19 protein-coding genes and 6 pseudogenes are annotated in these 19,584 nt (G+C 69.7%); 14 read left to right on the top strand and 11 right to left on the bottom strand.

Translation table 11 applies throughout. The annotated features are described in order from the left end of the window. The first annotated feature begins 7 nt into the window (after positions 1 to 7). A complete protein-coding gene (locus EF387_RS40360) occupies positions 8 to 307 on the top strand; it encodes a toluene-4-monooxygenase system B family protein (RefSeq protein ID WP_128381583.1) in 300 nt (99 codons plus the stop codon). 532 nt (positions 308 to 839) lie between these two features. Here EF387_RS40360 and EF387_RS40370 read toward each other — a convergent pair. From EF387_RS40370 to EF387_RS40385, 4 genes and pseudogenes are all read right to left on the bottom strand, one after another. Beyond that, positions 840 to 1,784: an endonuclease/exonuclease/phosphatase family protein gene (locus EF387_RS40370; protein ID WP_238431977.1), complete on the bottom strand. Its 945-nt coding sequence runs from the start codon at positions 1,782 to 1,784 to the stop codon at positions 840 to 842. A 55-nt stretch (positions 1,785 to 1,839) separates the two neighbouring features. Continuing rightward, positions 1,840 to 2,853: a D-alanyl-D-alanine carboxypeptidase family protein gene (locus tag EF387_RS40375; RefSeq protein WP_128381585.1), complete on the bottom strand. Its 1,014-nt coding sequence runs from the start codon at positions 2,851 to 2,853 to the stop codon at positions 1,840 to 1,842. 137 nt (positions 2,854 to 2,990) lie between these two features. Beyond that, positions 2,991 to 4,236: pseudogene (locus tag EF387_RS40380) on the bottom strand (ATP-binding protein). Position 4,237: 1 nt separating this feature from the next. Beyond that, positions 4,238 to 4,744, bottom strand: a pseudogene (locus tag EF387_RS40385) (response regulator transcription factor); the annotation flags it as partial. 213 nt (positions 4,745 to 4,957) lie between these two features. Here EF387_RS40385 and EF387_RS40390 point away from each other — a divergent pair. From EF387_RS40390 to EF387_RS40405, 4 genes are all read left to right on the top strand, one after another. Next, positions 4,958 to 5,956: a zinc-binding dehydrogenase gene (locus EF387_RS40390; RefSeq protein ID WP_128381586.1), complete on the top strand. Its 999-nt coding sequence runs from the start codon at positions 4,958 to 4,960 to the stop codon at positions 5,954 to 5,956. Between the two features lie 43 nt (positions 5,957 to 5,999). After that, positions 6,000 to 6,887, top strand: coding sequence for an SCO6745 family protein (locus EF387_RS40395; RefSeq protein WP_128381587.1), 888 nt, complete (start codon positions 6,000 to 6,002; stop codon positions 6,885 to 6,887). A gap of 897 nt (positions 6,888 to 7,784) precedes the next feature. After that, positions 7,785 to 8,195 carry a hypothetical protein gene (locus EF387_RS40400; RefSeq protein WP_128381588.1) on the top strand — a complete coding sequence of 137 codons (411 nt, stop codon included), beginning with the start codon at positions 7,785 to 7,787 and terminating at the stop codon, positions 8,193 to 8,195. 178 nt (positions 8,196 to 8,373) lie between these two features. Then, positions 8,374 to 8,766 carry a hypothetical protein gene (locus tag EF387_RS40405; protein WP_128381589.1) on the top strand — a complete coding sequence of 131 codons (393 nt, stop codon included), beginning with the start codon at positions 8,374 to 8,376 and terminating at the stop codon, positions 8,764 to 8,766. Between the two features lie 115 nt (positions 8,767 to 8,881). Here EF387_RS40405 and EF387_RS40410 read toward each other — a convergent pair whose 3' ends face one another. The 3 genes from EF387_RS40410 to EF387_RS40420 all read right to left on the bottom strand — a co-directional run bounded on the left by EF387_RS40410 (position 8,882) and on the right by EF387_RS40420 (position 11,375). Then, positions 8,882 to 9,673 (bottom strand): hypothetical protein, encoded by a 792-nt coding sequence (locus EF387_RS40410; protein ID WP_128381590.1) that lies wholly within the window; start codon positions 9,671 to 9,673, stop codon positions 8,882 to 8,884. A 276-nt stretch (positions 9,674 to 9,949) separates the two neighbouring features. Further along, positions 9,950 to 10,873, bottom strand: coding sequence for an NADP-dependent oxidoreductase (locus tag EF387_RS40415; RefSeq protein WP_128381591.1), 924 nt, complete (start codon positions 10,871 to 10,873; stop codon positions 9,950 to 9,952). Positions 10,874 to 10,979: 106 nt separating this feature from the next. Continuing rightward, a complete protein-coding gene (locus tag EF387_RS40420) occupies positions 10,980 to 11,375 on the bottom strand; it encodes a MerR family transcriptional regulator (protein WP_128381592.1) in 396 nt (131 codons plus the stop codon). A gap of 513 nt (positions 11,376 to 11,888) precedes the next feature. Between EF387_RS40420 and EF387_RS48885 the strand changes: the two genes are divergently transcribed. The 4 genes and pseudogenes from EF387_RS48885 to EF387_RS48900 all read left to right on the top strand — a co-directional run bounded on the left by EF387_RS48885 (position 11,889) and on the right by EF387_RS48900 (position 13,708). Continuing rightward, positions 11,889 to 12,623, top strand: a complete 735-nt coding sequence (locus EF387_RS48885) for a transposase domain-containing protein (RefSeq protein ID WP_238431975.1) — start codon at positions 11,889 to 11,891, stop codon at positions 12,621 to 12,623. Next, a pseudogene (locus tag EF387_RS48890) lies at positions 12,623 to 12,958 on the top strand (IS4 family transposase); the annotation flags it as partial. The gene EF387_RS48885 and the pseudogene EF387_RS48890, both read left to right, overlap by 1 nt. Before the next feature lie 115 nt (positions 12,959 to 13,073). Next, complete coding sequence (locus EF387_RS48895) at positions 13,074 to 13,427, top strand: hypothetical protein (protein ID WP_162467301.1); 354 nt, start codon at positions 13,074 to 13,076, stop codon at positions 13,425 to 13,427. Positions 13,428 to 13,510: 83 nt separating this feature from the next. Further along, on the top strand, positions 13,511 to 13,708 hold the full coding sequence (locus tag EF387_RS48900) for a hypothetical protein (protein ID WP_162467302.1): 198 nt from the start codon (positions 13,511 to 13,513) through the stop codon (positions 13,706 to 13,708). Between the two features lie 493 nt (positions 13,709 to 14,201). On the opposite strand, the gene EF387_RS50260 is transcribed toward EF387_RS48900, so the two are convergent. Together EF387_RS50260 and EF387_RS48910 are read right to left on the bottom strand one after the other, a co-directional pair. After that, positions 14,202 to 14,777, bottom strand: a complete 576-nt coding sequence (locus tag EF387_RS50260; RefSeq protein WP_420802682.1) for a bifunctional DNA primase/polymerase — start codon at positions 14,775 to 14,777, stop codon at positions 14,202 to 14,204. Beyond that, positions 14,671 to 15,246 (bottom strand): annotated as a pseudogene (locus EF387_RS48910) (helix-turn-helix transcriptional regulator); the annotation flags it as partial. The gene EF387_RS50260 and the pseudogene EF387_RS48910, both read right to left, overlap by 107 nt. A gap of 196 nt (positions 15,247 to 15,442) precedes the next feature. Here EF387_RS48910 and EF387_RS40435 point away from each other — a divergent pair. The 4 genes from EF387_RS40435 to EF387_RS40450 all read left to right on the top strand — a co-directional run bounded on the left by EF387_RS40435 (position 15,443) and on the right by EF387_RS40450 (position 18,530). Next, positions 15,443 to 15,841 carry an SDR family NAD(P)-dependent oxidoreductase gene (locus tag EF387_RS40435; RefSeq protein ID WP_238431976.1) on the top strand — a complete coding sequence of 133 codons (399 nt, stop codon included), beginning with the start codon at positions 15,443 to 15,445 and terminating at the stop codon, positions 15,839 to 15,841. A gap of 127 nt (positions 15,842 to 15,968) precedes the next feature. Beyond that, positions 15,969 to 16,667 (top strand): type 1 glutamine amidotransferase domain-containing protein, encoded by a 699-nt coding sequence (locus EF387_RS40440; RefSeq protein WP_128381594.1) that lies wholly within the window; start codon positions 15,969 to 15,971, stop codon positions 16,665 to 16,667. A gap of 216 nt (positions 16,668 to 16,883) precedes the next feature. Next, positions 16,884 to 18,077 carry an MFS transporter gene (locus EF387_RS40445; RefSeq protein ID WP_162467305.1) on the top strand — a complete coding sequence of 398 codons (1,194 nt, stop codon included), beginning with the start codon at positions 16,884 to 16,886 and terminating at the stop codon, positions 18,075 to 18,077. 93 nt (positions 18,078 to 18,170) lie between these two features. Beyond that, positions 18,171 to 18,530 (top strand): transposase family protein, encoded by a 360-nt coding sequence (locus EF387_RS40450; RefSeq protein ID WP_128381596.1) that lies wholly within the window; start codon positions 18,171 to 18,173, stop codon positions 18,528 to 18,530. A gap of 11 nt (positions 18,531 to 18,541) precedes the next feature. Here EF387_RS40450 and EF387_RS50265 read toward each other — a convergent pair. After that, positions 18,542 to 18,796: pseudogene (locus tag EF387_RS50265) on the bottom strand (transposase); the annotation flags it as partial. A 149-nt stretch (positions 18,797 to 18,945) separates the two neighbouring features. Beyond that, positions 18,946 to 19,185, bottom strand: a pseudogene (locus tag EF387_RS50270) (hypothetical protein); the annotation flags it as partial. A 263-nt stretch (positions 19,186 to 19,448) separates the two neighbouring features. Between EF387_RS50270 and EF387_RS40460 the strand changes: the two are divergent. Further along, positions 19,449 to 19,584, top strand: a 136-nt coding sequence (locus EF387_RS40460) for a MerR family transcriptional regulator (protein ID WP_155589817.1), incomplete at its 3' end; no start/stop codon positions are given.

The raw sequence follows: 19,584 nt of genomic DNA on the forward strand, positions 1-19,584 counted from the left end.
ATCTCTCATGGCACTGTTCCCGATCATCGGACGCGTCGTGGGCGGCTTCCTCCCGCATCTGGTCGCCGTCGACGCCGACGACACCATGGACGAGATCGTGGAGAAGGTCGCGGTGCACAGTGTGGGCCGCCGGCTGCCCCGGCCGTCCCGACACGTCGGCTACGACGTGCTGTTGGACGGGGAGCCGCTGCCGCCGTCCGCCACCTTCGGTTTGGTGCCGGCCGAGCGCGAGGTGCTGCCCCTGCAGTGGTTCGACGTGCGCTTTCGGGAGGAGGTGCCGACGGGTGGCTTTGGATCGCCGCCGTAGTGGCGTGAGGTTTCATGCGACCTCGCCCTCCGTGTCGAGTTCCGCGAGTTCACGCGCCCGGAACGTCGTGCTCCAGACTCGCCCGAAGTAGTCCTGCGGCGGCGGAGGTCGAGCGAGAGCGCCTCTTCGAGGAGGCGGCCGAAGCTCCCCAGGGCCTTCTCCAGGCCGGCGATCGCCCGGGCCGTGGGTTCGCATACCTCGTGCAGGTAGTCGGCGGTCGCGCTGTCCGGCGCTCGCTCGGCGAGCATCCACCACTGCTCGCGCTTGCGGTGCCAGTAGACGAGGTCCGCTCCGGACATCACGAACTCCTCGCAGCTGTGGCAGTTCAGACCCCATGGACATGCGCCACCGTTGACGACGGGCTGGAAGGTGCAAAAGCCGCCCTCGGCGGGTGTGGATCTGCGGGTGAGGTCGATGGCCAGGGCCTGTGTAGGCCTCGGCGAGGCCCCGGGTGGCACCGCCCGGCTGGCCCGGCTGCAAGCCGCCGCCAAGGCCGTCGTAATTCAAGCTAGCCCGTTCCGGAAGCCCGCGCTCACACCCGCACCGACGCCGCCACCGGCAGGTGGTCGCTGCCGGTGGCCGGGAGGGTCCAGGCGGACCGCGGCTCCACACCGCGCACGAGGATGTGGTCGATCCGGGCCACCGGGAACGAGGCCGGCCAGCTGGCACCGAACCCCGCGCCCGACTCGGCCTGCACGGACCGCAGGTGGGAGGTGAGCTGGGACAACGCCCGGTCATCGGTCGTGCCGTTCAGGTCGCCCACGAGGATCGTGCGGGAGAGCGGCTCGGCGCGCACGGCGGCGGCGAGTCGCCGAGCGGCCGCGTCACGTGCGTCGGAGGTGAACCCCGAGCCGGCGGTGAAGCGGACGGACATCAGATGGGCGACGAATACCGCGACCGGTCCCTCGGGCGTGCGGACGGTGGCGCGCAGGGCACGTGGCCAGGGCGCGATGTCGACCGCACGGGCGTCGGCGACCGGATACCTGCTCCACAGACCGACCGTGCCCTGAACGGAGTGATACGGGTAGGTGCCGGCCAGCGTTCTCTCGTACGCCGCTGTCGACGGGCCGCCCAGCTCTTCGAGAGCCACGACGTCCGCGCCGGAGGCGGCCAGGGCACGGGCCGTGCGCACCGGCCGCGGATTGTGTTCGTTGACGTTGTGCGTCACGACGGTCAGGTTGCCGCCATCCTCCCGTTTGTCGACGAGTGTCCCGCCGAAGAGCGAGCACCAGACGACGGCTGGCAGCACGGCCACGGACACGGCGGCGGCCCTGGACCGGCGAGCCAGCGTGCACAGGAGCAGCAGCGGCACGGCCAGACCCGTCCAGGGCAGGAAGGTCTCGACGAGGCTGCCGAGACGGCCGACCCGGTTGGGGACGAGGGCGTGGCCCAGCATCACCAGCGTGGCCAGGACCGCGAGCGAGCCCAGGACCAGCGGCGGCCGCCGGACGCCGGTGTCCTCGTTCCGCGGGCGGATGGAATCAGGTTCCGGCCGGGCGGGCGCGGTGTCGACGGAGTTTGTCACTGCCGTCTCACCGTGTCCCGGGCGAGGTCGTCGACAGCCATCGCCGTACGCCCTCGATCAGCGCGTGGCTCGTGGCGAGAGCGGCCCGCAGCCCCTGCCGGGGGTCGGTGCCGGCGCGCTGGTGCAGCACCACTCCGAGGATCAGCCGGTCCCGGCCGTCCTTGTCGGACGCGGTGGCCGCCCACATCAGGGCGCCGCCGGCGGGAGTGCTGGAGCCGGTCTTGAGGCCGGTCACGCTCGCCGTGCCGAGCAGGGTGTTGGTGTTGCGGATCGTCCCGGGGACACCGGGCACGGAGGCGCTGGGCATGGCGACGATGGTCCGGAACACCTCCCAGCTGGCCAGCCTCAGCTGGTCGGCCGAGGTGCTGGTGGTCGTGGGTTCGATACCGCTGGCGCCGGTGTACGTGGTGTGGCGCATGCCCAGGTCACGGGCGGCCCGGTTCATCTTCGTGACGAAGGCCTCCTGCGGGCCGGCGTTCCAGCGGGCCAGCAGCCGGGCGGTGTTGTTGCCGGAGGGGATCAACAGCAGTTCTAGCAGCTGTCGTTCACTCAGCCGCATACCCTCCCTGACCGGCACGCTCGACTCCACGCCCGAGCCTGACTCGTTCGCGGCGGTCCGGTCGACGGTGACGAGGGGGCCGTCCTCGCCCGCGCGCAGCGGACGGTCGCGGAGGACCACGTAGGCGGTCATCACCTTGGTGACGCTGGCGATCGGCACCGGTGTCCGCTCGCCCCGCGTACCGAGGTCACCGTGGGCGCCGAGGCCCTCGACCACCACGCTCGTCTGCCCCCCGGCCGGCCACGGCAGCGAACCCGCTCCGGTTGCCGGGCTGGTGCCGGAGGTGAGCACGGCGACGGCAAGAACCGCCAGGGTGACCAGTGCGGTGGCGCCCGCGGCCAGGCCGGCCGTGAAGCGCCGCCCGGACCGGTCGTGCCGGCGGGGCGGGAGCCATGAGCCGGTGGACCACGAGGGCTGGGCCCGGCCTGCGCCGGGCTCTCCGGAAAAGGGAACCGGTGACATGGGAGGGACACCTCCAAGGGGGCGGGTGCGCGGCGTACGCACGTCGACCACCTTCCGCGGGGCGGATCTCCGCTCGGCTCCGGCCACGGATCGAGCACCGCTCGGCCGGGCATCCGTTCGGTATCGGCCGTTCGGCGTCAGCCCGCAGGCGGCAGCCGGAGGGTGGCGAGCGCCCCGCCATCGGGAGCGTTCGCGAACTCCAGCGACGCCTCGATGACCCGGGCCTGCCCCAGCGCGATGGTCAGCCCGAGGCCGTGCCCGTGGCCGTGCTCCGACGCACCCGTGCGGAATCGCTGCGGGCCGTCCGCGAGCAGCTCCGCCGGGAAGCCCGGGCCGTGGTCCCGTACGGTCACGGTCGTCCCGGCCACCTCGACCTCGACGGGCGTGTGGCCGTGCCGGTGGGCGTTGACGACGAGGTTGGCGACGATCCGGTCGAGCCGGCGCGGATCGGTCTCCGCCGACAGGGCACCGGTGGCGGTGAACCGCGTGTCCAGCCCGGTGCGGGCCACGGACTCTCCGACCATCTCGGCGAGCGGTACGGGCCTGAGTTCGGCCCGCTCAGCGCCCGCGGCGAGCAGGGAGATCTCCAGCAGCTCCTCCACCAGCGTCCGCAGCACCCCCACCCGGTCACGCACCAGGTCGGTGGTCTCGCCCTCGGGAAGCAGCCCGCTCGCGGTCACCAAGGCCATGAGTGGCGTACGCAACTCATGGGCGACGTCGGCGGTGAAGCGCTGCTCGGTCAGCAGACGTTCGCGCAGACTGTCGGCCATCGAGTCGACGGTGGCCGAGATCTCGGTGATCTCGTCACCGCCCCGGCCACCGGCCGCGGTCCTGGCGGTCAGGTCGCCCCCCGGCGATCCGGCGGGCGGTCCGCGCCACCCGGCGCAGCCTCCGGTTCGGCAACTCGGCGGCGAGCGCCGACAGCGGTACGACGACCGCCAGCGCCGCCAGGGAGTACTTCCACATGTGCCGGTCCAGCGCCCGCCGGGTGAGCAGGTCGGAGGTCATGTCGGCGCTCACCGCCACGGGAGCGCTACGGAGGGTCCGAACGGCCCACATCGAGGGGTGGTCGCCGGCGTACCGGGTGGCGGAGCCGACCGCCCCGCCCTGCCGGTCCTGGAGGCGGCGCAGGAGTTCGTCGGGCATCTCCCCGATCGAGACGACCAGACCGTCGGGCGGGACGCCGTCCCGCTCGTAGTCCTCCACAGCGTCGGACAACTGGGTCAAGGCCTCGGCCGCACCGTCGTTCATCGACCGTTCCAAGGTGCTGCGGTGGACCAGCAGTCCGACGGTCACCGCGATGGCACAGCACGCCACGGTGACGAGCAGCGCGATCTTCGAGCGCAGCGAACGCCAGTGCACCAGCGCGTGTACGGTCTCCACGTCAGCGCCGCAGCTTGTACCCGAAGCCGCGGACGGTCTCGATCTGCTCGGCCCCGATCTTCTTCCGCAGGCGCTGCACGCACAGGTCGACCACGCGGCTGTCACCGTCCCAGCCGTAGTCCCACACGTCGCGCAGCAGGGTCTGCCGGTCCACCACGATGCCCGGGTTCGCGGCGAACTCCAGCAGCAGCCGCAGTTCGGTGGGGGCCAGCGCGACCGGTTCACCGGCCCGGAACACCTCCAGGCCGCCCGTGTCGATGACCAGGTCGCCGATGACGAGCGGAGCGTGCCGGTCGAGGCCGGGCCTCCCCGACCGGTCCGGCGGGTCCAGCTGGTCCGACAGGTCCGGACGATCGGCCACGGGCCCGGCCGCCGGGCCGGGGGCCGGGGTGAATGTGGCCCGCCGCAGCAGCGAACGGATCCGGGCCACCAGCACGGCGGTGTCGACGGGCTTGACCACGTAGTCGTCGGCCCCTGCCTCCAGGCCGGAGACGACGTCCACGGACTCCTGCCCGATCGTCTCGCTCACTTGGCATCTCTCCCTTGATCAGCAGATCCGCCGTTGATTAGGAGGCTTGCCCGATGCGCAACGCCGGGTGCGCATCGCCTGCGCCCTCATGGCGTCGGGCACGCCCCATGAGTGCATGACGCAGCGGACTGTCCGGGGCTCGTGCCATGCGCAGCAATTCGCGACTTGAGCCGAAGTCAGTAACGTGGCCCCGTGCTTGCCGCAACCGCCATCTCCCAGAGCGCCACCGCCCCCCTGTCGGGACTGGTCCTGCGCGACATACCGAAGCCCCGTGCGAAGCCCGGGTGGTCCCGGGTCCGCGTCGTGGCCTCTTCACTGAACATGCACGACCTGTGGACGCTGCGGGGCGTCGGACACCCCCCGGAGCGCCTGCCGATCGTCCTCGGCTGCGACGCCGCCGGATACGACGAGGACGACAACGAAGTCATCGTCCACCCGGTGATCGGCGACCCGGACGCCGGCTTCGGCGACGAGACGCTGGACCCGAACCGGGCGCTGCTGTCCGAACAGCACGACGGCGCCTTCGCCGAGTACATGACCGTACCCATCCGCAACCTAATCCCGAAGCCCCCCTGGCTGTCCTTCGACGAGGCCGCCTGCCTGCCGGTCGCCTGGACGACGGCGTACCGCATGCTGTTCACCCAAGCCCGGATCCAGGCGGGCGACCGGGTGCTGGTGCAGGGCGCGGGCGGCGGCGTCGCCTCGGCCGCGATCAAGCTGGCGGTGGCGGCCGGGGCTGTCGTCTTCGCCACCAGCCGCAGCGCGGACAAGCGCTCCGAGGCGCTCACCTGGGGCGTGCGTGAGGCACTGCCCAGCGGCGAGCGGCTGCCGGAGCGGGTGGACGTCGTCATCGAGACGGTGGGCGAGGCGACCTGGTCACACTCTCTGAAGTCGCTGCGGCCCGGCGGCACGGTGGTGATCGCCGGGGCCACGAGCGGCGCCAACCCGCCCGCCGACCTGGGACGCGTCTTCTACCTCCAGCAGCGCATCATCGGCTCCACCGGCTGCACCCGCACCGAACTGGTCGCCATGCTCCGCATGCTCGAGGCCACCGGAGTCCGCCCGGTCATCGACCGGACGCTACCCCTCACCGACATCCACAAGGGCTTCCAGCTCATGCTCGACGGCAAGTTGACCGGGAAGCTCGTCATCCACCCGCCTGTCTCACCAGAGTTAGGGACCTCCCCATGACTGAACAGCAACGTTTCATCCGCCACAGGACGGAGAGCCCTTCATGACGCAGAACACGGACCGCGACAGCCTGGCCCTCGCACGCCGGACCTGGAGAGCTCTCGAGCCCTACCACGGGGCTGTCTACTTCTCGCCCGAAGCCGCAGGCCAGTACGCCGAGTTGGGCGTTGACGCCAGGACGGGGTACTTCGCGTCCCGTTCCGCCGCGCTCGGCGCCGCTCCGGCGGATCTGGTCATCGCCACGTTCTACAATTTCAATCCCGAACTGGTGCGACGAGCCATACCCGCGGCATGGGAAGCCGCCACGCCCCAGAGGTTCGCCGCCGCCCGGCTCACCGGGATCGATACCACGCTCCGCCGCATCCTCGGCGCGGACGTCTCCTCACCGGCGCTCGCCCGCGCGGCGGAACTGGCTCGTGCCGCGGCTGAAGTGACCGTGCGCCACCCACAAGGCCGCCCTCTCTTCGCCGCGCACGCCGCACTGCCGTGGCCGAGCGCACCCCACCTCGTGCTCTGGCACGCGCAGACCCTGCTGCGGGAGTTCCGTGGCGACGGTCACGTGGCGGCACTACTGACTGCCGGACTGAGCGGGATCGAGGCTCTCGTCACGCACGCCGCCGGAGGCGACATCGACGCAGGGGTGCTGCGCGACTCGCGGGCATGGACGCCGGAGCAGTGGGAACAGGCCGTGCAGAACCTGCGTGAGCGTGGATGGCTCGACGACGGACCTCACCTGGCCTTGACCGAGGACGGTACGCGGCGCAGGGCGGAGATCGAGCACACCACTGACAGGCTGGCCGCCCTCCCTTACATCACGCTCGGTCCTGCCGCCTGCGCCGAACTCCGTTCGCTGGTGAGGCCGTTCAGTCTTGCGGTGGCCAAGGAGCTCCTGCCGTGGGCAGTTGACCGCCTCAGCGAAGAGAGTGCATGAGAGAAGAGAGCGAGGCCGGGAATTTTCGACGGCAGGTCCCTTTCGACGCCCCTCCGAAGCAGCCGAGGTGCTCGCGGCGCTGCCCTGGCGCACATCGCCTGGCGTGTGGAGTTGAGGCGCCACGACCAGCACAGGCTTCTCACCTGGCTGGAGTTGCCTCCCTGAGCCGACCCCGCATGCGGTGCGCTCGGGTGTGGACGGACAGGTCGGCGCCATGGGGAAGGCACTGAGGAAGTTTCATCGTGATTCGTGCAGGTCAACGGCCGTGTTGTGACGGGCGGTTGGGCGAACTCGCGCTTGTCACGAGCGTGGGGGGCGTATCGAGTCGTGATCAATCTACGGGATTCGCCCTCACGGTGGGGCCTGGACCGGTAGGCCTTCTTGCGTGACGCGAGTGCAACTGACGGACGCCGCCTGGGAGTCATCGGGCCGTACCTGCCGATCGCAGCCTTCCGGCGTCCCGTGGCCATCGGTTCCCGGGTCCGGTCGCCGAGCGGTAGGGTGCGGGCAGCGGCCGACACATCGGCCCAAGCCCGCACCCTGGCCCATGACCAGGTCGCGCCACGGCAAGGTGCCCGCGGACCCCACACGAGGGTCCGGACTGTGAGCATCAGTGTGAGAGGCACGTCAACTTCCGGCGGCCGCACGGCCGTCGAGCCTTTGCATGCTGCTCTTCATCGCGCGCATCGGGTCATGGGGCCGGGCGCGGGAATGGTGAGAGCCGTATGACCAGCAGCCACGGCCGCAGGAGCCGAGCGAGGAACAAGAGCCGCCGCCAGGGTGCCGCGTACGCCGCCGCCAACGCCGGCACTCTCCACCAGCACGACAGCGGCCCGTCTCCCAAGGACCTCCAGCCGGCCGACCCCAGCCGGTGGGGGAGTGGGTACCGCGCCGGACATGCGGACTGCTTCCGGGCTGATCGGCGCGTGCATCCAGCGGTGCGCACCGTGCCAGGAGTCCCTCGCGGCGAAGCTCCTCGACGACGAGGATCCGATCGCGCTCGCGGTGACAGCCGCGTCCGTCTACAACCTGCACGTGGCCCACGAGCCGGACGCGGGAAGTCCCGCCGCCAAGTCCATCCGGTTCTTCTTGTTCGTCAAGCATGTCCGCTTGCACGGAGGTGACGCCCACCTGTTGCCGGTCATGGTCGAGAGGATGTCCCGCTCGGACCGCGCGGCGCTCCTGGACGACGCGCTGAAGCTGTGGACGCATTACGAACCCGAGTACCTCGGGCCTTCTGCCCGGCCAGCGGGGCTTGCCGGACTTCACCGCCATCAGGGATGCGGCTGCCGCGCGACCCGGTGCTGAAGTCGGCGTCCACACCGCTGGCGGAGAGGGTCCGCCAGAGGGGATCGGCCCTGCTGTACGGCCTACTGCTCCCCGCCGGAATGCCGACCGATCCGGTATGCATGCCGGCCGTACACGCCCTCAGCCCTTTCGTCGACCGTCTGCGAACCGCCACCCCCTGCAAGGAGAACCGGACCACATGAGCGAGAACACCGAGAACCTTGAGCAGCTCGCAGAGGGCGCGGCCCGCTCTCTCGTCGCACTCGTCGCCGCCCTTCAGGGCCGCGGGGTGGAGTACCCGGGGGAGGCGTACCGCATCTACAGCTATCTCACCCGTACAGCGGGGGAGATGAGGACCGCCCTCGACCTCGTCGGAACCTCCGTCCAGGGCCTCCACGACAGGGGGCGCCTGATGTCCGACTGCCGGGGCGAGCCGCTCGACGACGTGCTCAAGCGCTTCACCGAGTCTTCCGGCAGGGCGCGGGACCTCGCGGGCGACCTGCACGGCAACTTGAGCCGGGCCCACTGGGCGGTTGGTCACCTCGCGTACAAGGAGATGCCCGAAGAGCAGGAGTCGGCAGCGCGCAGTTGAGCCTGTCTGTTCGGGGAGGGGTGATCCTCTGCGGGCGGAGTGAGTGAAGGCCGGGGCCGGGGTCCCGGCCTTCACTCTGGCATGCGGCGGCTCGTCGACGCCCGCCGGTGAGTGCTCACGCGGTCAACTCGCACGGAACTGCCTCATGAGTGAGTGACTGAGCCGGGCGCGCTCGACCTAAGTCCTCGACCGTCACCGTGCCCGTCCGGCTGCGGGCCGCCTTGGCCGTCTCGATGAGAGCCAGCGCCACGTCCTCGGCCGTACGGGTCCGGTTCGGCGGCCGTCCGGCACCGAGTTCCTCGGTGATGCGGTGCAGCAGGGCCGCTTCGGCCGGCCCGGGCTCGCCGATGTTGAGCGAGCATGCCGCAACACCCGTGTCGACGATCAGACAGGCACAGGCACGCTGGAGCACCTCGTCGCTGACAGCGGCGAGCATGGATTTCCACGGATCGTGGGCCCGCAGCGCGGCGGCGTCGAACCGGAACCGCTTGCTGCCCAGGCCGTGCAGCGCCGGCCCCGGATCGATGCCGCCACCGACCGGCTGCAACACCCGCATCAGATCAGGTTCGTCCGGCTCCGTGTCACGGACCACGAGACGGTGCGAGGTAGCGGGCTGTGAGGTGAGGTCACGGTCGATGGAGGAGAAAAGGAGATCCGAACGCAGACCCCGGCTGTCCTTGATGAAACTTTCCGCCGACAACGCGCGGTCGTGATCCGTGTGCTTGATCTGCAATCGCTCGCGGCTGCCGGTGCCCCACTCACACGTGATGTCATCGAACCGGTCCCCGGCGAACATCTTCACGTCCACGGTCACCGACCTCGCACGTCCCACCGCCAGGTCCACCAGACGCAGCGCAGTGAGCAGATCTTGGTAGGCATAACCGAGGTGCGTCGGGCGCAACCCCATGGTTACCTCCAGCGTGCCGTGTCTGCGCACGCCACCCCCCCGGCGCCCGCCGCACTCACCCTAACCGCCCCCGGTAACCGGCCGCGCGGGATGCGCGAACGGGGTATAGCGGCTCCGCAGCCCCGGCTTGGTCTCAGGGCGCCCCCTGGTTCCGGCGTACGCCTGAACGTGCTCAACCCCGTACAGAGGTGAACACGCTCAGTTGGGGATGCGCTGACCACGGGCTCTCGCCAGTCTGCAATGGACGGTCGACGGCGCCGGGCGGCCGGGCACTTCTCATGCCACCTTGATGACAACCTTGCCCGAGGTGTGACCGTTCTCGACGGTGGCGAGGGCGGCCGGGGCGTCGGAGAGCGGATGGACCGCGGTGATCACGGGTGCGAGGACTCCGTCGAGGGCCAGCCGGGCGGACCGCTCCAAGTTCTCCCGGTCGAGGCGCCGCTCGACGAAACGCCCACCGAGATCGGTCACAGACATATCACCCACGGCGATGACGTTGCGGGAATCTCGGGCCAGCGGAGCGACCTTCCGCAGCGAGGTGCCTCCGGCCAGATCGACGATCCCGTCGAAGCCGTCCGGAACCAGCTCGCGTGCCGCGGCGGCGACGTCCTCGGCGGTGTAGTCGATGAACTGCACACCGATGGCCTCGGCCTGCTCGCGCTTGGCAGTACTCCCGGTGCCGATCACACGCAGCTCGCGCCCGATGGCCAGCCGGGCGACGACGAGGCCGACCCCGCCCCCGACCCCGTTCACCAGGACCGTGGCACCGGCCGGGAGGCCGAGCTGGTCGAGCACGTCCACCGCGGTCGTCCCGGCCACGGGCAGCGTTGCCGCCACGGTCGCGGACAGGCCCGACGGGATGCGCGCGGTGTTCGGCGCGGACAGCACCGTCGTCTCGGCGTAGGTGCCGCCACCGGTGAGTGCGAAGCCGAAGACCGCGTCACCCACCTCGAGCCCGTTTACGTCCTCACCCCGGGCGAGAACGGTTCCCGCTGCCTCCATGCCCAGCACACGGGGAAACGGACGCCCGCCGTCGAGCCCGTCGACCAGACCCGAGCGCAACATGTGGTCGAGGGGATTCACGCCGGCCACGTCGACCCGGATCAGCACCTCGCCGCGACCGGGAACGGGATCGTGACGATCGAAGAACTCCTGCACCTCGGGCCCGCCATACCTGCCGAAACCCCACGCCTGCCCCATCTTCTGCCGCCTCCCGTGTGACCGACCCGGTGATTCCGGGCTCCGCAGCCATCCTCACCTCTCACATCGATGTCAGGGGCAACGGACTGAGATGCAGGTCACAGCATCAGACCGACCGTGCCGCCGACTCCGGCGACATGGACAGCTTCGCCCGGTGCCGGCTGTTGGCCCTGATCAGCACGTCGAGCGCATCCCGGGTCTCGATCAGGTGCGCGATGTCGGCATCGATCTGGTCGCGCTGGCGCATCATCGCCGTGAACGTCTCCTCGGCGACGCCCAGGTCACCCGGGGCGTCCACACACGGCAGCACAGTCGCGATCACCCGGCTGGACATACCCGCGTCGAACAGCTGTTGGATGAGCGACACGCGCTGGACCGCTGCAGCGGAATAGTGCCGCTGCCCCGTATCGGAGCGTGAGCTGGTCAACAGGCCCTGCTCTTCGTAGTACCGCAACGAGCGCGGACTCACGCCCGTGCGCTTGGACAGCTCGCCGATCCGCATTCCTGAGAGTCTATGCTCGCGTGCTCCAGGGGCAGACCGCCGGCCAGTCATGGACACCCGCGGACACCGACACGGCCGCAGGGTCGTCGTCCCGGTCCCACGACTGAGCACGTTCGTCTGTACGGCTGAGCACTTTTCTCAGTACGCCGACCCCTGGGCTTGTCCTGGGCCTCTCGCAGCGGCCATTGGATCTCCTGCCGGTGGAAAACGTCCACCTGGGCGCCGAGCATGGCCGCGGCGATCAGCAGACCATCGGCCGAGTCGGGGTGGCGTGCTGCCCGTTCGGCGACCGCGTAGGGCGCCTCCACCTCCGGCTGCCGGGCCACGGTGCGGGCGGTCACCTCCAGCCAGACGGCATCGTCGAGCCGGTCGGCGTAAGTAAACCGTCCCGCACCGGTGAGACGCCATCCGCTTTCCGAACGTAATCCGTTGGTTCGACTGTGATGGGCATGAACTCCGCTGTGGGGCAGGAGAGATGGGGCGATTCGTCCGCTCGCGTTGTGGAGGTGGCTGGTGCCGTCGGTGCTCGGTCTGCTGGAGGCCCGGGAGAAGAAGATCCGGGAAGAGGTGGCGCGACTGCGGGAGGAGGCCGAGCGGCTCCAAGTCGTGCTTGGTGAGGCGGAACACGCACTTCAGCGGCTGGTGGATGCCCGTGCAACGGTGGCCGAGGTACTGGCCGGGCCGCCGTCCGCGGTCGCAGATCCGGTGCGAAGTGCTGTCACGGGATCACTGGTGCCGCACCGGGCCGACGGCATGACGGCGTCGGTCCTCTCGCCGGACTACCAGCGGATCGTGGCGGTGCTGCAGTCGGAAGCGGGCCGGGAGGGCATGCGGTGCCAGCAGCTGGCTGCGGCCCTGGGACTGGAGGCGGTCCCAGCGATCGTGCTCGCGCTCGGGTTGTTCGAGCACCTGGGTGCCGGGCTGGTGTGGGGAAAACTCGTGGCCGGACTGGCTGCCGCGGTGCCGCAGACGTCGGAGAAGGCCCTTCGCGATCTGCGTCGGAGGATCGGAGTGGTCCCGTTCCAGCGGCTGTTCGAGGTGCTGGCGGGCCCGTTGGCCCAGCCGTCCACCCCCGGAGTGTGCTACCGCCGCTGGCGGACGGTCGCCTTCGACGGCTGTGGGAGCTTGAACGTCCCCGACCACGAGCGCAACCGGTCCTGGCTCGGCCGCACGCCACGCCGCCATGGCCCTTCCGGCTACCCCCGGCTGATGTTGATGACCTGTGCGAAACCAGCACCCGGGGCCTGATCACCGCCGCCTTCGGACCCGCCTCGAAGGGCGAAACCGACTACGCCCACGAGCTGGTCAGCCACCTGACCTCGGACATGCTTTTGCTGGCTGACCGCGCCTTCGACAGCAACAAACTGCTCGCAGACGTCGTGGCTCAGGGGGCGCAGTTGCTGATCCGTGCCACCAGCACCCGGCGTCCACCGGTGCTTGCGCTGCTGCCCGACGGCTCCTACCTCACCCGGATCGGCGGCGTCCGACTGAGGGTGATCGAGGCCGAGATCCGCTCCCGTACCGCCGACGGCGACGACTTCGGCGGAACTTATCGTCTGCTCACCACGCTGAGCGACCACCGCACCGACCCTGCAGACCGCCTGGTCGGTCTCTATCACGAGCGCTGGGAGATCGAGACCGCCTATCTGACTGCGTCACACCCTGCTCAAAGGGCGCGTTCTACGGTCGAAGGACCCGGTGGGCCTCACCCAGGAGATGTGGGCACTCCTGACCATCTACCAGGCTCTGCGCTCGATGATGGTGACCGCAGTGGAGACAGTGCCCGGCTGCGATCCCGACCGGGCCGGCTTCACCGTGGCCCTGGAGGACGCGCGCGACACGGTCGTTGGCGTCGCTGGGACGGCTGCGGCCGCAACTCCGAGCGGACGCCTTGACCTGGTTGGACACATTGGCACCCGCGTCCTGAAGGCGTTGCTGCCCAAGCGCCGAATGCGGCTGTCCGCTCGCATCGTCAAGTGCGGTACATCTCGCTACAACATCTGGAACCGCGACGGGCGGCCTCGCGACAGTACGCCGATCACCCCGTTGTGATCACCGTGCATCCACCGGCTCTCCCCACCACGCATGCCCCAGACCGGGCCCCTTCCGGCCGCTGGGGACAGGTCTGCCGGATCTTGGCGGAGAACTCCAACCAGGCCATGCACGCCCGCGACATCGCAGGGCATCTCGGCCTCATCGCCACCGGGCGTGTGCTGAGCGGCTTCAACGCGCAGCTCTGCTACTGGGCGCGCAACGGCCGACTCATCCGTACGGCACCGAGTACGTACAAGATCCCTCTTCTCGAGGCCTTGACACCGTCAACAGAGCCTTAACTTCGGGGCATTGATCCAGCATCACCCGGTGGCAGTAAGGGGTCCTTGCACTATGAGCGTCCGATGAGGTCGCGTGGTCTGGTGCCGTGCATCGCAAGGCGCCGGAAGGTCCTCGTAGCGGAGCTACTAGGACCTTTTGGCAACGCGGCGATGGGGGTGCCCCCTGCTCGAGCGCAGCCGAGAGCTTGGGGGAGCGGTGCCAGACCACGCGACCCGCGCGGGCATAGTGCAAGGACCCCTAACTCTCCGGCCGGCCGCCCCGCCCCTCCAACCAAGCCGGGATCGGCAGCGATGCCCGGACGACCTGCCATTCCGTCTCCGTCATGTCCGAGCCATAACGTGGCAGACGCTGCGGGCCATCCACCGCATTGCCGAACCTGTGCGCGAGGCAGTCACACGTCCGTGACGACGAGTTGGACTCCACAGACCCGAGCGCGAAAGACTGCGGCAACAGGGCCTCCTGGAACTTTTCGGACGGGATCGCACCCCCGAACTACCAAGAGGCCCTGCTTCCATGCGTGGACCCCACCACGATCACCCGATCAGGACCCCCGTTCGACCAGACAAGCCCGTTGATCGGTAAGCGGATGGCTTCTGAGGGCGTGCGTACGCGCAGCTTGGTGTCGTCGTCCGCTGGGCTGTGCTGGCCGCGTAGGGCGGCCAGGATGGCCAGAGTGTGGAATCCGTTGGCCAGGCCGGTGAGGTCGACGTGGTCGCCGATCGGGATGCCGGGCAGAATCCGGTCGCGGGTGGGCGGCTGGGTGGGGTGGGCGTCGATGTCGATGACAACAAGGCTGGCCGGACCACAGGCGACACCAACACCGAACTCCGGATGGGCGCCCCACCATTCGGCGATACGGCGCTGGTCGAGGGTGGCGGCGTGGAAGCCGTGGCACCACCGTCCTGCGGGGAGGCACGGGCATCCGGCGGGCGGGTGCGGGATCGAGCGGCACTCGGTGCAGTTCGCGGTCGGCGTCCAGGCGCAGGTTCTCCACCGCGGCGCGGGCCTGGATCTCCCAGTCGGCGAACAGGGTGCGCGCGTTCTGGTCGAGGAAGAGCCAGCGAGCATAGTCCCGCTCGCCGGGCGGCATGGCGTCGAAGTCGGTGAAGAGCGCTTTGGCCATCCGGTTCACGCCGAGGATGTCGGTGCGGCGTCCCATGATGAGGGCGGGGGTGCCGTCCAGGGACTCCAGCAGCTGGTGGAGGCCGGAGCGCAGGCGCTGCATGCTGGGGGTGCGCCGCCGTACGGGGGCGGTGGCGGTGCCGATGAGGTCGTTGAGGTGGGCCTGGCTCGCGGCGTCGAGGCCGAGGGCGTGGCCGATGGCTTCGACGACAGCGGGAGAAGGGGTGATGCGGCGCCCTTGTTCGAGGCGGGCGTAGTAGTCGGCGGAGACACCGGCCAGGCCCGCGACCTCCTCTCGCCGCAGCCCGGGTACGCGGCGGACGCGTCCGTCGGGGGGCAGGCCGGCTCGTGCGGGGTCGCACTGGGCACGGGCGCGTTTGAGGAAGTCCGCGAGTTCGCGGTTGTGCAAGGCCACGACATCAGTGTGGCCGACGTGCGGCAGGAAGGGCCGTCATAGCTGGGACTGTCAGTCCTAGGCTGCCGAAACCGAGGCTGCGCAGGGCCGATGATGGCGTTCGCCGGGCGATTTTGGCGGGCCACAGTGGTGTCAGGCGCCGGATCAGGAACCCGATCCGGCGGACCCGACAGCACTCGATGCGCAAAGGACCGTCATGGCTTCCACGGCCGTTTCCCCCGGAACCTGGTTCGTCACCGGCACCTCCCGCGGCCTGGGACTGGAGCTGGTCAGGCAGCTGCTCGCCCAGGGCGGCAACGTCGCGGCCACCACACGGTCCGCCGAGCGCCTCACGGCGGCGCTGGGCGAGGACGTCGACACCAGCCGGTTTCTGCCTCTGACGGGCAACCTGACCGACGAGGCCCAGGTCGAGAATGCGGTCGGCCGTGCGGTCGAGCGCTTCGGCCGCCTGGATGTGGTGGTCAACATTCGCGCCATGGTGGACGACCACATCAAGCTTCAGGGCCACCAGCTCGGAGACCCGGTCAGGGGAGCCGACGCCATCATCCGCCGGGCCTCCCACGACGGCGGTCCGCTGCCAGCTGCTGGGCTCTGATGCCCACGCCTACGCCACTGCGAAGGTCGACGCGCTGACCGGCCCGTACGTGGCCCTCGCCCGCCCAACTGCACCCAGACACAATTACTCACAGTAATTATCTCTGTCAGAAAAGTAAGGGAACGCAATGAGCAGGATCCTGATCGTCATGTCCGCCGCCAGCGTCTGGGAGCGCACCGACGGCTCCCAGTACCCGACCGGCTACTGGGCCGAGGAACTCGCCGCGCCGCACGAGAGGTTCGTTCAGGCCGGGCACACGGTCGACTTCGCCTCTCCTGGCGGCGTCCTGCAGCCTCTGGACCAGCACAGCGCGGACCCCGCTGTCGCCGGCGAGGACTGCGCCCGCCATGTGGCCCATGCCCAGCAGGCGCTGAGCGACTTCGGTCCGCTGCTCAAGCTGGACGAGGTCAGCGCCGACAACTACGACGCGATCGTCCTGCCCGGCGGCCACGGTCCCGTCGTCGACCTTTTCAAGGACCGTGACCTCGGCCGGCTCCTGATCGCCGCCGACCGCGCGGGGAAGGTCATCGGTGCGGTCTGCCATGGGCCGGCCGCTCTGCTCAGTGCGATCGACGACAACGGTCAGTGGATCTTCACCGGGCGCCGTATGGCCGCCTTCACTGACGAGGAGGAGCGCATGTTCGGCACCGCGGAAAACGCTCCCTGGCTCCAGGCCAGCCGCCTGCGCGAGATGGGCGCCCGCCACGAGCAGGGCGAGCCCTACCAGCCGTTCAACATCAACGACGGCAACCTCTTCACCGGCCAGAACCCCGCATCCAGCGCCCCCATGGCCGACGCCATCAACAGCGCCCTGAACAAGCCCTGACAACACCCCAGGCCACAGCGGAGGCGTGCCCGACGGCAGGACACGCCTCCGCTGTGGCCTGGTGCGGCCCCCGACAGCCCCGCCAGGTTGCCCCTCGGGGGCCAGCTCATCCCCCTGCACCACGTCGGACTCACGGAGGCACGCATGCCCCTCAACCTGGAGAACCCGCGGCGTCGCACGTCTGACAACGACACCCGAGCAGCGACCGACAAAGCCATGAGCCCCTCACGGACCGCCCCCACCTGGTGGGTATGGCTGTCCGTCCTGCCCATCCTGTCGCTGTTCATCCTCTCCAACGCCGCGACCCCGCTCTACACGGTCTGGCAGCAGCGCATGGGCTTCTCCGACGGCACCCTCACGCAGATCTTCGTCATCTACATCGCCGGACTGCTGGTCTCGCTGCTCCTCACCGGCCCCGTCTCCGACCGGTTGGGCCGCAAACCCGTCCTGGTCCCCGCCTTGGCACTGTCCCTTGTCAGCTGCGCACTGTTCGTTGCAGCCGCCGATGTCACTGTTCTGCTGGTCGCTCGCCTGGTTACAGGCGTCTGCGTCGGGGCCGTCGCCTCCTGCGGTATGGCGGCCGTGACCGACCTCGCCGGTGCTCAGCGCGGGAAACTTGCGGCGCTGCTGGCCTCCTCCGCCATCGTCCTGGGCTCCGGCATCGGACCGCTGTTCGGCGGGGCCCTCACCGATGCCGTCGACGAGCCGGTCGCACCCGTCTTCCTCACCGTGCTCGTTCTGCTGGCGGCGTCACTGCTGATCGCCATCAAGATGCCGCTCAGCCCGCACCCGCAGCGGGGCGGTCCCTTCATCCGGCTTCCCTCTGTACCGCGCCAGCAGGTGCCACACCTCGCCCTCGGCATTGCCGTCTTCGCCCCCGGCCTGGTGGGAGGATCGTTCCTCCTGGCCCTGAGCCCCTCCCTCCTCTACAGCCTGCGACCGGGCTCCACTGCGCTGACAGCCGGGGCACTGGTCTTCGTCGCCTTTGCCGCGGCGACGGCGATCCAATTCGCGGCACGGCCCCTGGCCCTGCCGGTCACCCTCGCCACAAGCGCATGCGCCACCCTTGCCGGTATGGCAGCCCTCTTCGCAGCTGCCTCCGCTCATTTCCTGCCCGCCCTCTACGCCGCCGCTGCTCTTATCGGCGCTGGGCAGGGGGCCGGGCAGCTCGCCGGCTTCACCCTGCTGAACACCACGGTGCCGCGCCACCGGCTCGCAGCCGCGAACGCGTCCTTGAGCATGGGCGCCTACCTCCCGGCAGCCGCCTGCACCCTCGCCGCCGGCCTAGCCAGCGACACCTTGGGCATCGACACCAGCACCCAGCTGCTGACCGCTCCCCTCCTGCTGGTAACCGCCGCCACCGCCGCCACGATCGCCGTCCAACGCCACCGCCTCCCCACAAGCGACTGACAACGCGAGCAGACGGCGACTCCTGTATACCCACCTGAACAGATGGCGGGGATCCGCACAAATCACTGGGGTCTTCCAAGATTTTCGTAGCCGGTGATCGGGTCAACTGGCCTGTGGTGTCGGCTGGTTGGCGGCGTCATCCTGGTGGTGTGTGCGATACGGCTGGAAGACCTGTTACCGCAGCTGGCCGCGGTACGGGTCGATCGTGTGGAGGCCAGCGGTGATCTGCTGCGGATCACGGCCCGGACCCGGGACGATGCCGCAGCTGTCTGCCCGGGGTGCGGGACGGAGTCGGACTGGGTGCACTCCCGGTACGTGCGGCATGTCGCGGACGAGGCGGTGGGTGGCCGGGCCGTCGTCATCGACCTGTCGGTGCGCCGCCTGTACTGCGAGAACTCCGGTTCGGCCACTTCGGTGGCATTGGGGGCGGCTTCCTTGATGGCGCGGGTATAGGCGCTGGCCCGGTCTCGGCACACGACCTGGGCGCCGGGGTGCTCGCGCAGCCACGTGGCCAGTGTCTCGGAGGTATGGTCCGGCAGGATGTCGACGACCTGGTGCCTCTCGACGTCGACCAAGATGGTTCCGTAGCGGCGGCCACGGCGGAAGGCGAACTCGTCGACGCCGAGCACCTGCGGCGCCCCCCCCGGTCCGGGACCGACGGGGCATGCAGGTGCCGCAGCAGTCTCATCCGCCCTGCAGGGACGGCGAGTTTCCGGCACAGCCGTGCTCCAGGCCGCCCGCCCAGCTCGGCCGCGACGGCGCGTAACCAGACGTGTAGGCCGGAGCTGGCTCGCTGGTAGGGCTCGGTCACGCCGTCGATCTGTTCAACGAACGTGCGCCTCAGACAGGTTGGACTGTCGCAGAAGAACCGGCGCACGATCAGCCTGACCAACACCGGCCTGCCGGCCATGGGCCGGTCGTCCAACTGCCGACCATAGCGGCTGTGCACCCGACGGGACGGGATACCGCAGTCCGGACATGATCTCCACGAGCATGCGCTGGACACCAGGACCGAGGTCCCCTCCGCAAGCACCTCCACACTCTCAACCCGCACCCCCGTCGTCCCGGGAAAGAACACGCCCTCGGGCGTTAAGCACGCAGCCCCCATGACCAGGGGATTCCCGGTTCAACAGCAGCTTGACCTCGACGTTCACGAGATCGCTGACAGAACCCTGAAAATCCCCAGCCCCTGCTCGGGGTGTCATCAGATCTGCTCGATGGATCTCCCATTGCGGGCCTGTCTTGGGACGGGACACCAAGGGCGAGGGACCGTCCGATAGCCCGTCAGGGTCCGGGTGGTGGGTAGTTGCACATGCCGTAGCGGCATGTGGTGTCGTCGAGGGCACCACAGTACGAAAGGCCCTGTCTGAGATGTACCCCTTCGTCATGCCTCCCCGCGACGTCAAGATCGGCGATGCCGCCGCCTTCGCCGGAACCACCCCGCGCGCCATTCGTCACTACCACCAGATCGGTCTGCTGCCGGAGCCCGAGCGAGGCGGAGACGGAC

It is taken from the genome of Streptomyces cavernae (assembly GCF_004023625.1).
GTDB lineage: Bacteria > Actinomycetota > Actinomycetes > Streptomycetales > Streptomycetaceae > Streptomyces > Streptomyces cavernae.

What these genes read in the sequence shown, in the direction of transcription:
- EF387_RS40360 (WP_128381583.1), top strand. Translation starts at nt 8, where the DNA reads ATGGCACTGTTCCCGATCATCGGACGCGTCGTGGGCGGCTTCCTCCCG.
- EF387_RS40375 (WP_128381585.1), bottom strand. Translation starts at nt 2,853, where the DNA reads ATGTCACCGGTTCCCTTTTCCGGAGAGCCCGGCGCAGGCCGGGCCCAG.
- EF387_RS40395 (WP_128381587.1), top strand. Translation starts at nt 6,000, where the DNA reads ATGACGCAGAACACGGACCGCGACAGCCTGGCCCTCGCACGCCGGACC.
- EF387_RS40400 (WP_128381588.1), top strand. Translation starts at nt 7,785, where the DNA reads ATGCGGACTGCTTCCGGGCTGATCGGCGCGTGCATCCAGCGGTGCGCA.
- EF387_RS40405 (WP_128381589.1), top strand. Translation starts at nt 8,374, where the DNA reads ATGAGCGAGAACACCGAGAACCTTGAGCAGCTCGCAGAGGGCGCGGCC.
- EF387_RS40410 (WP_128381590.1), bottom strand. Translation starts at nt 9,673, where the DNA reads ATGGGGTTGCGCCCGACGCACCTCGGTTATGCCTACCAAGATCTGCTC.
- EF387_RS40415 (WP_128381591.1), bottom strand. Translation starts at nt 10,873, where the DNA reads ATGGGGCAGGCGTGGGGTTTCGGCAGGTATGGCGGGCCCGAGGTGCAG.
- EF387_RS40420 (WP_128381592.1), bottom strand. Translation starts at nt 11,375, where the DNA reads ATGCGGATCGGCGAGCTGTCCAAGCGCACGGGCGTGAGTCCGCGCTCG.
- EF387_RS50260 (WP_420802682.1), bottom strand. Translation starts at nt 14,777, where the DNA reads ATGCTCGCTGGCTCTTCCTCGACCAGAACGCGCGCACCCTGTTCGCCG.
- EF387_RS40435 (WP_238431976.1), top strand. Translation starts at nt 15,443, where the DNA reads ATGGCTTCCACGGCCGTTTCCCCCGGAACCTGGTTCGTCACCGGCACC.
- EF387_RS40440 (WP_128381594.1), top strand. Translation starts at nt 15,969, where the DNA reads ATGAGCAGGATCCTGATCGTCATGTCCGCCGCCAGCGTCTGGGAGCGC.
- EF387_RS40445 (WP_162467305.1), top strand. Translation starts at nt 16,884, where the DNA reads ATGAGCCCCTCACGGACCGCCCCCACCTGGTGGGTATGGCTGTCCGTC.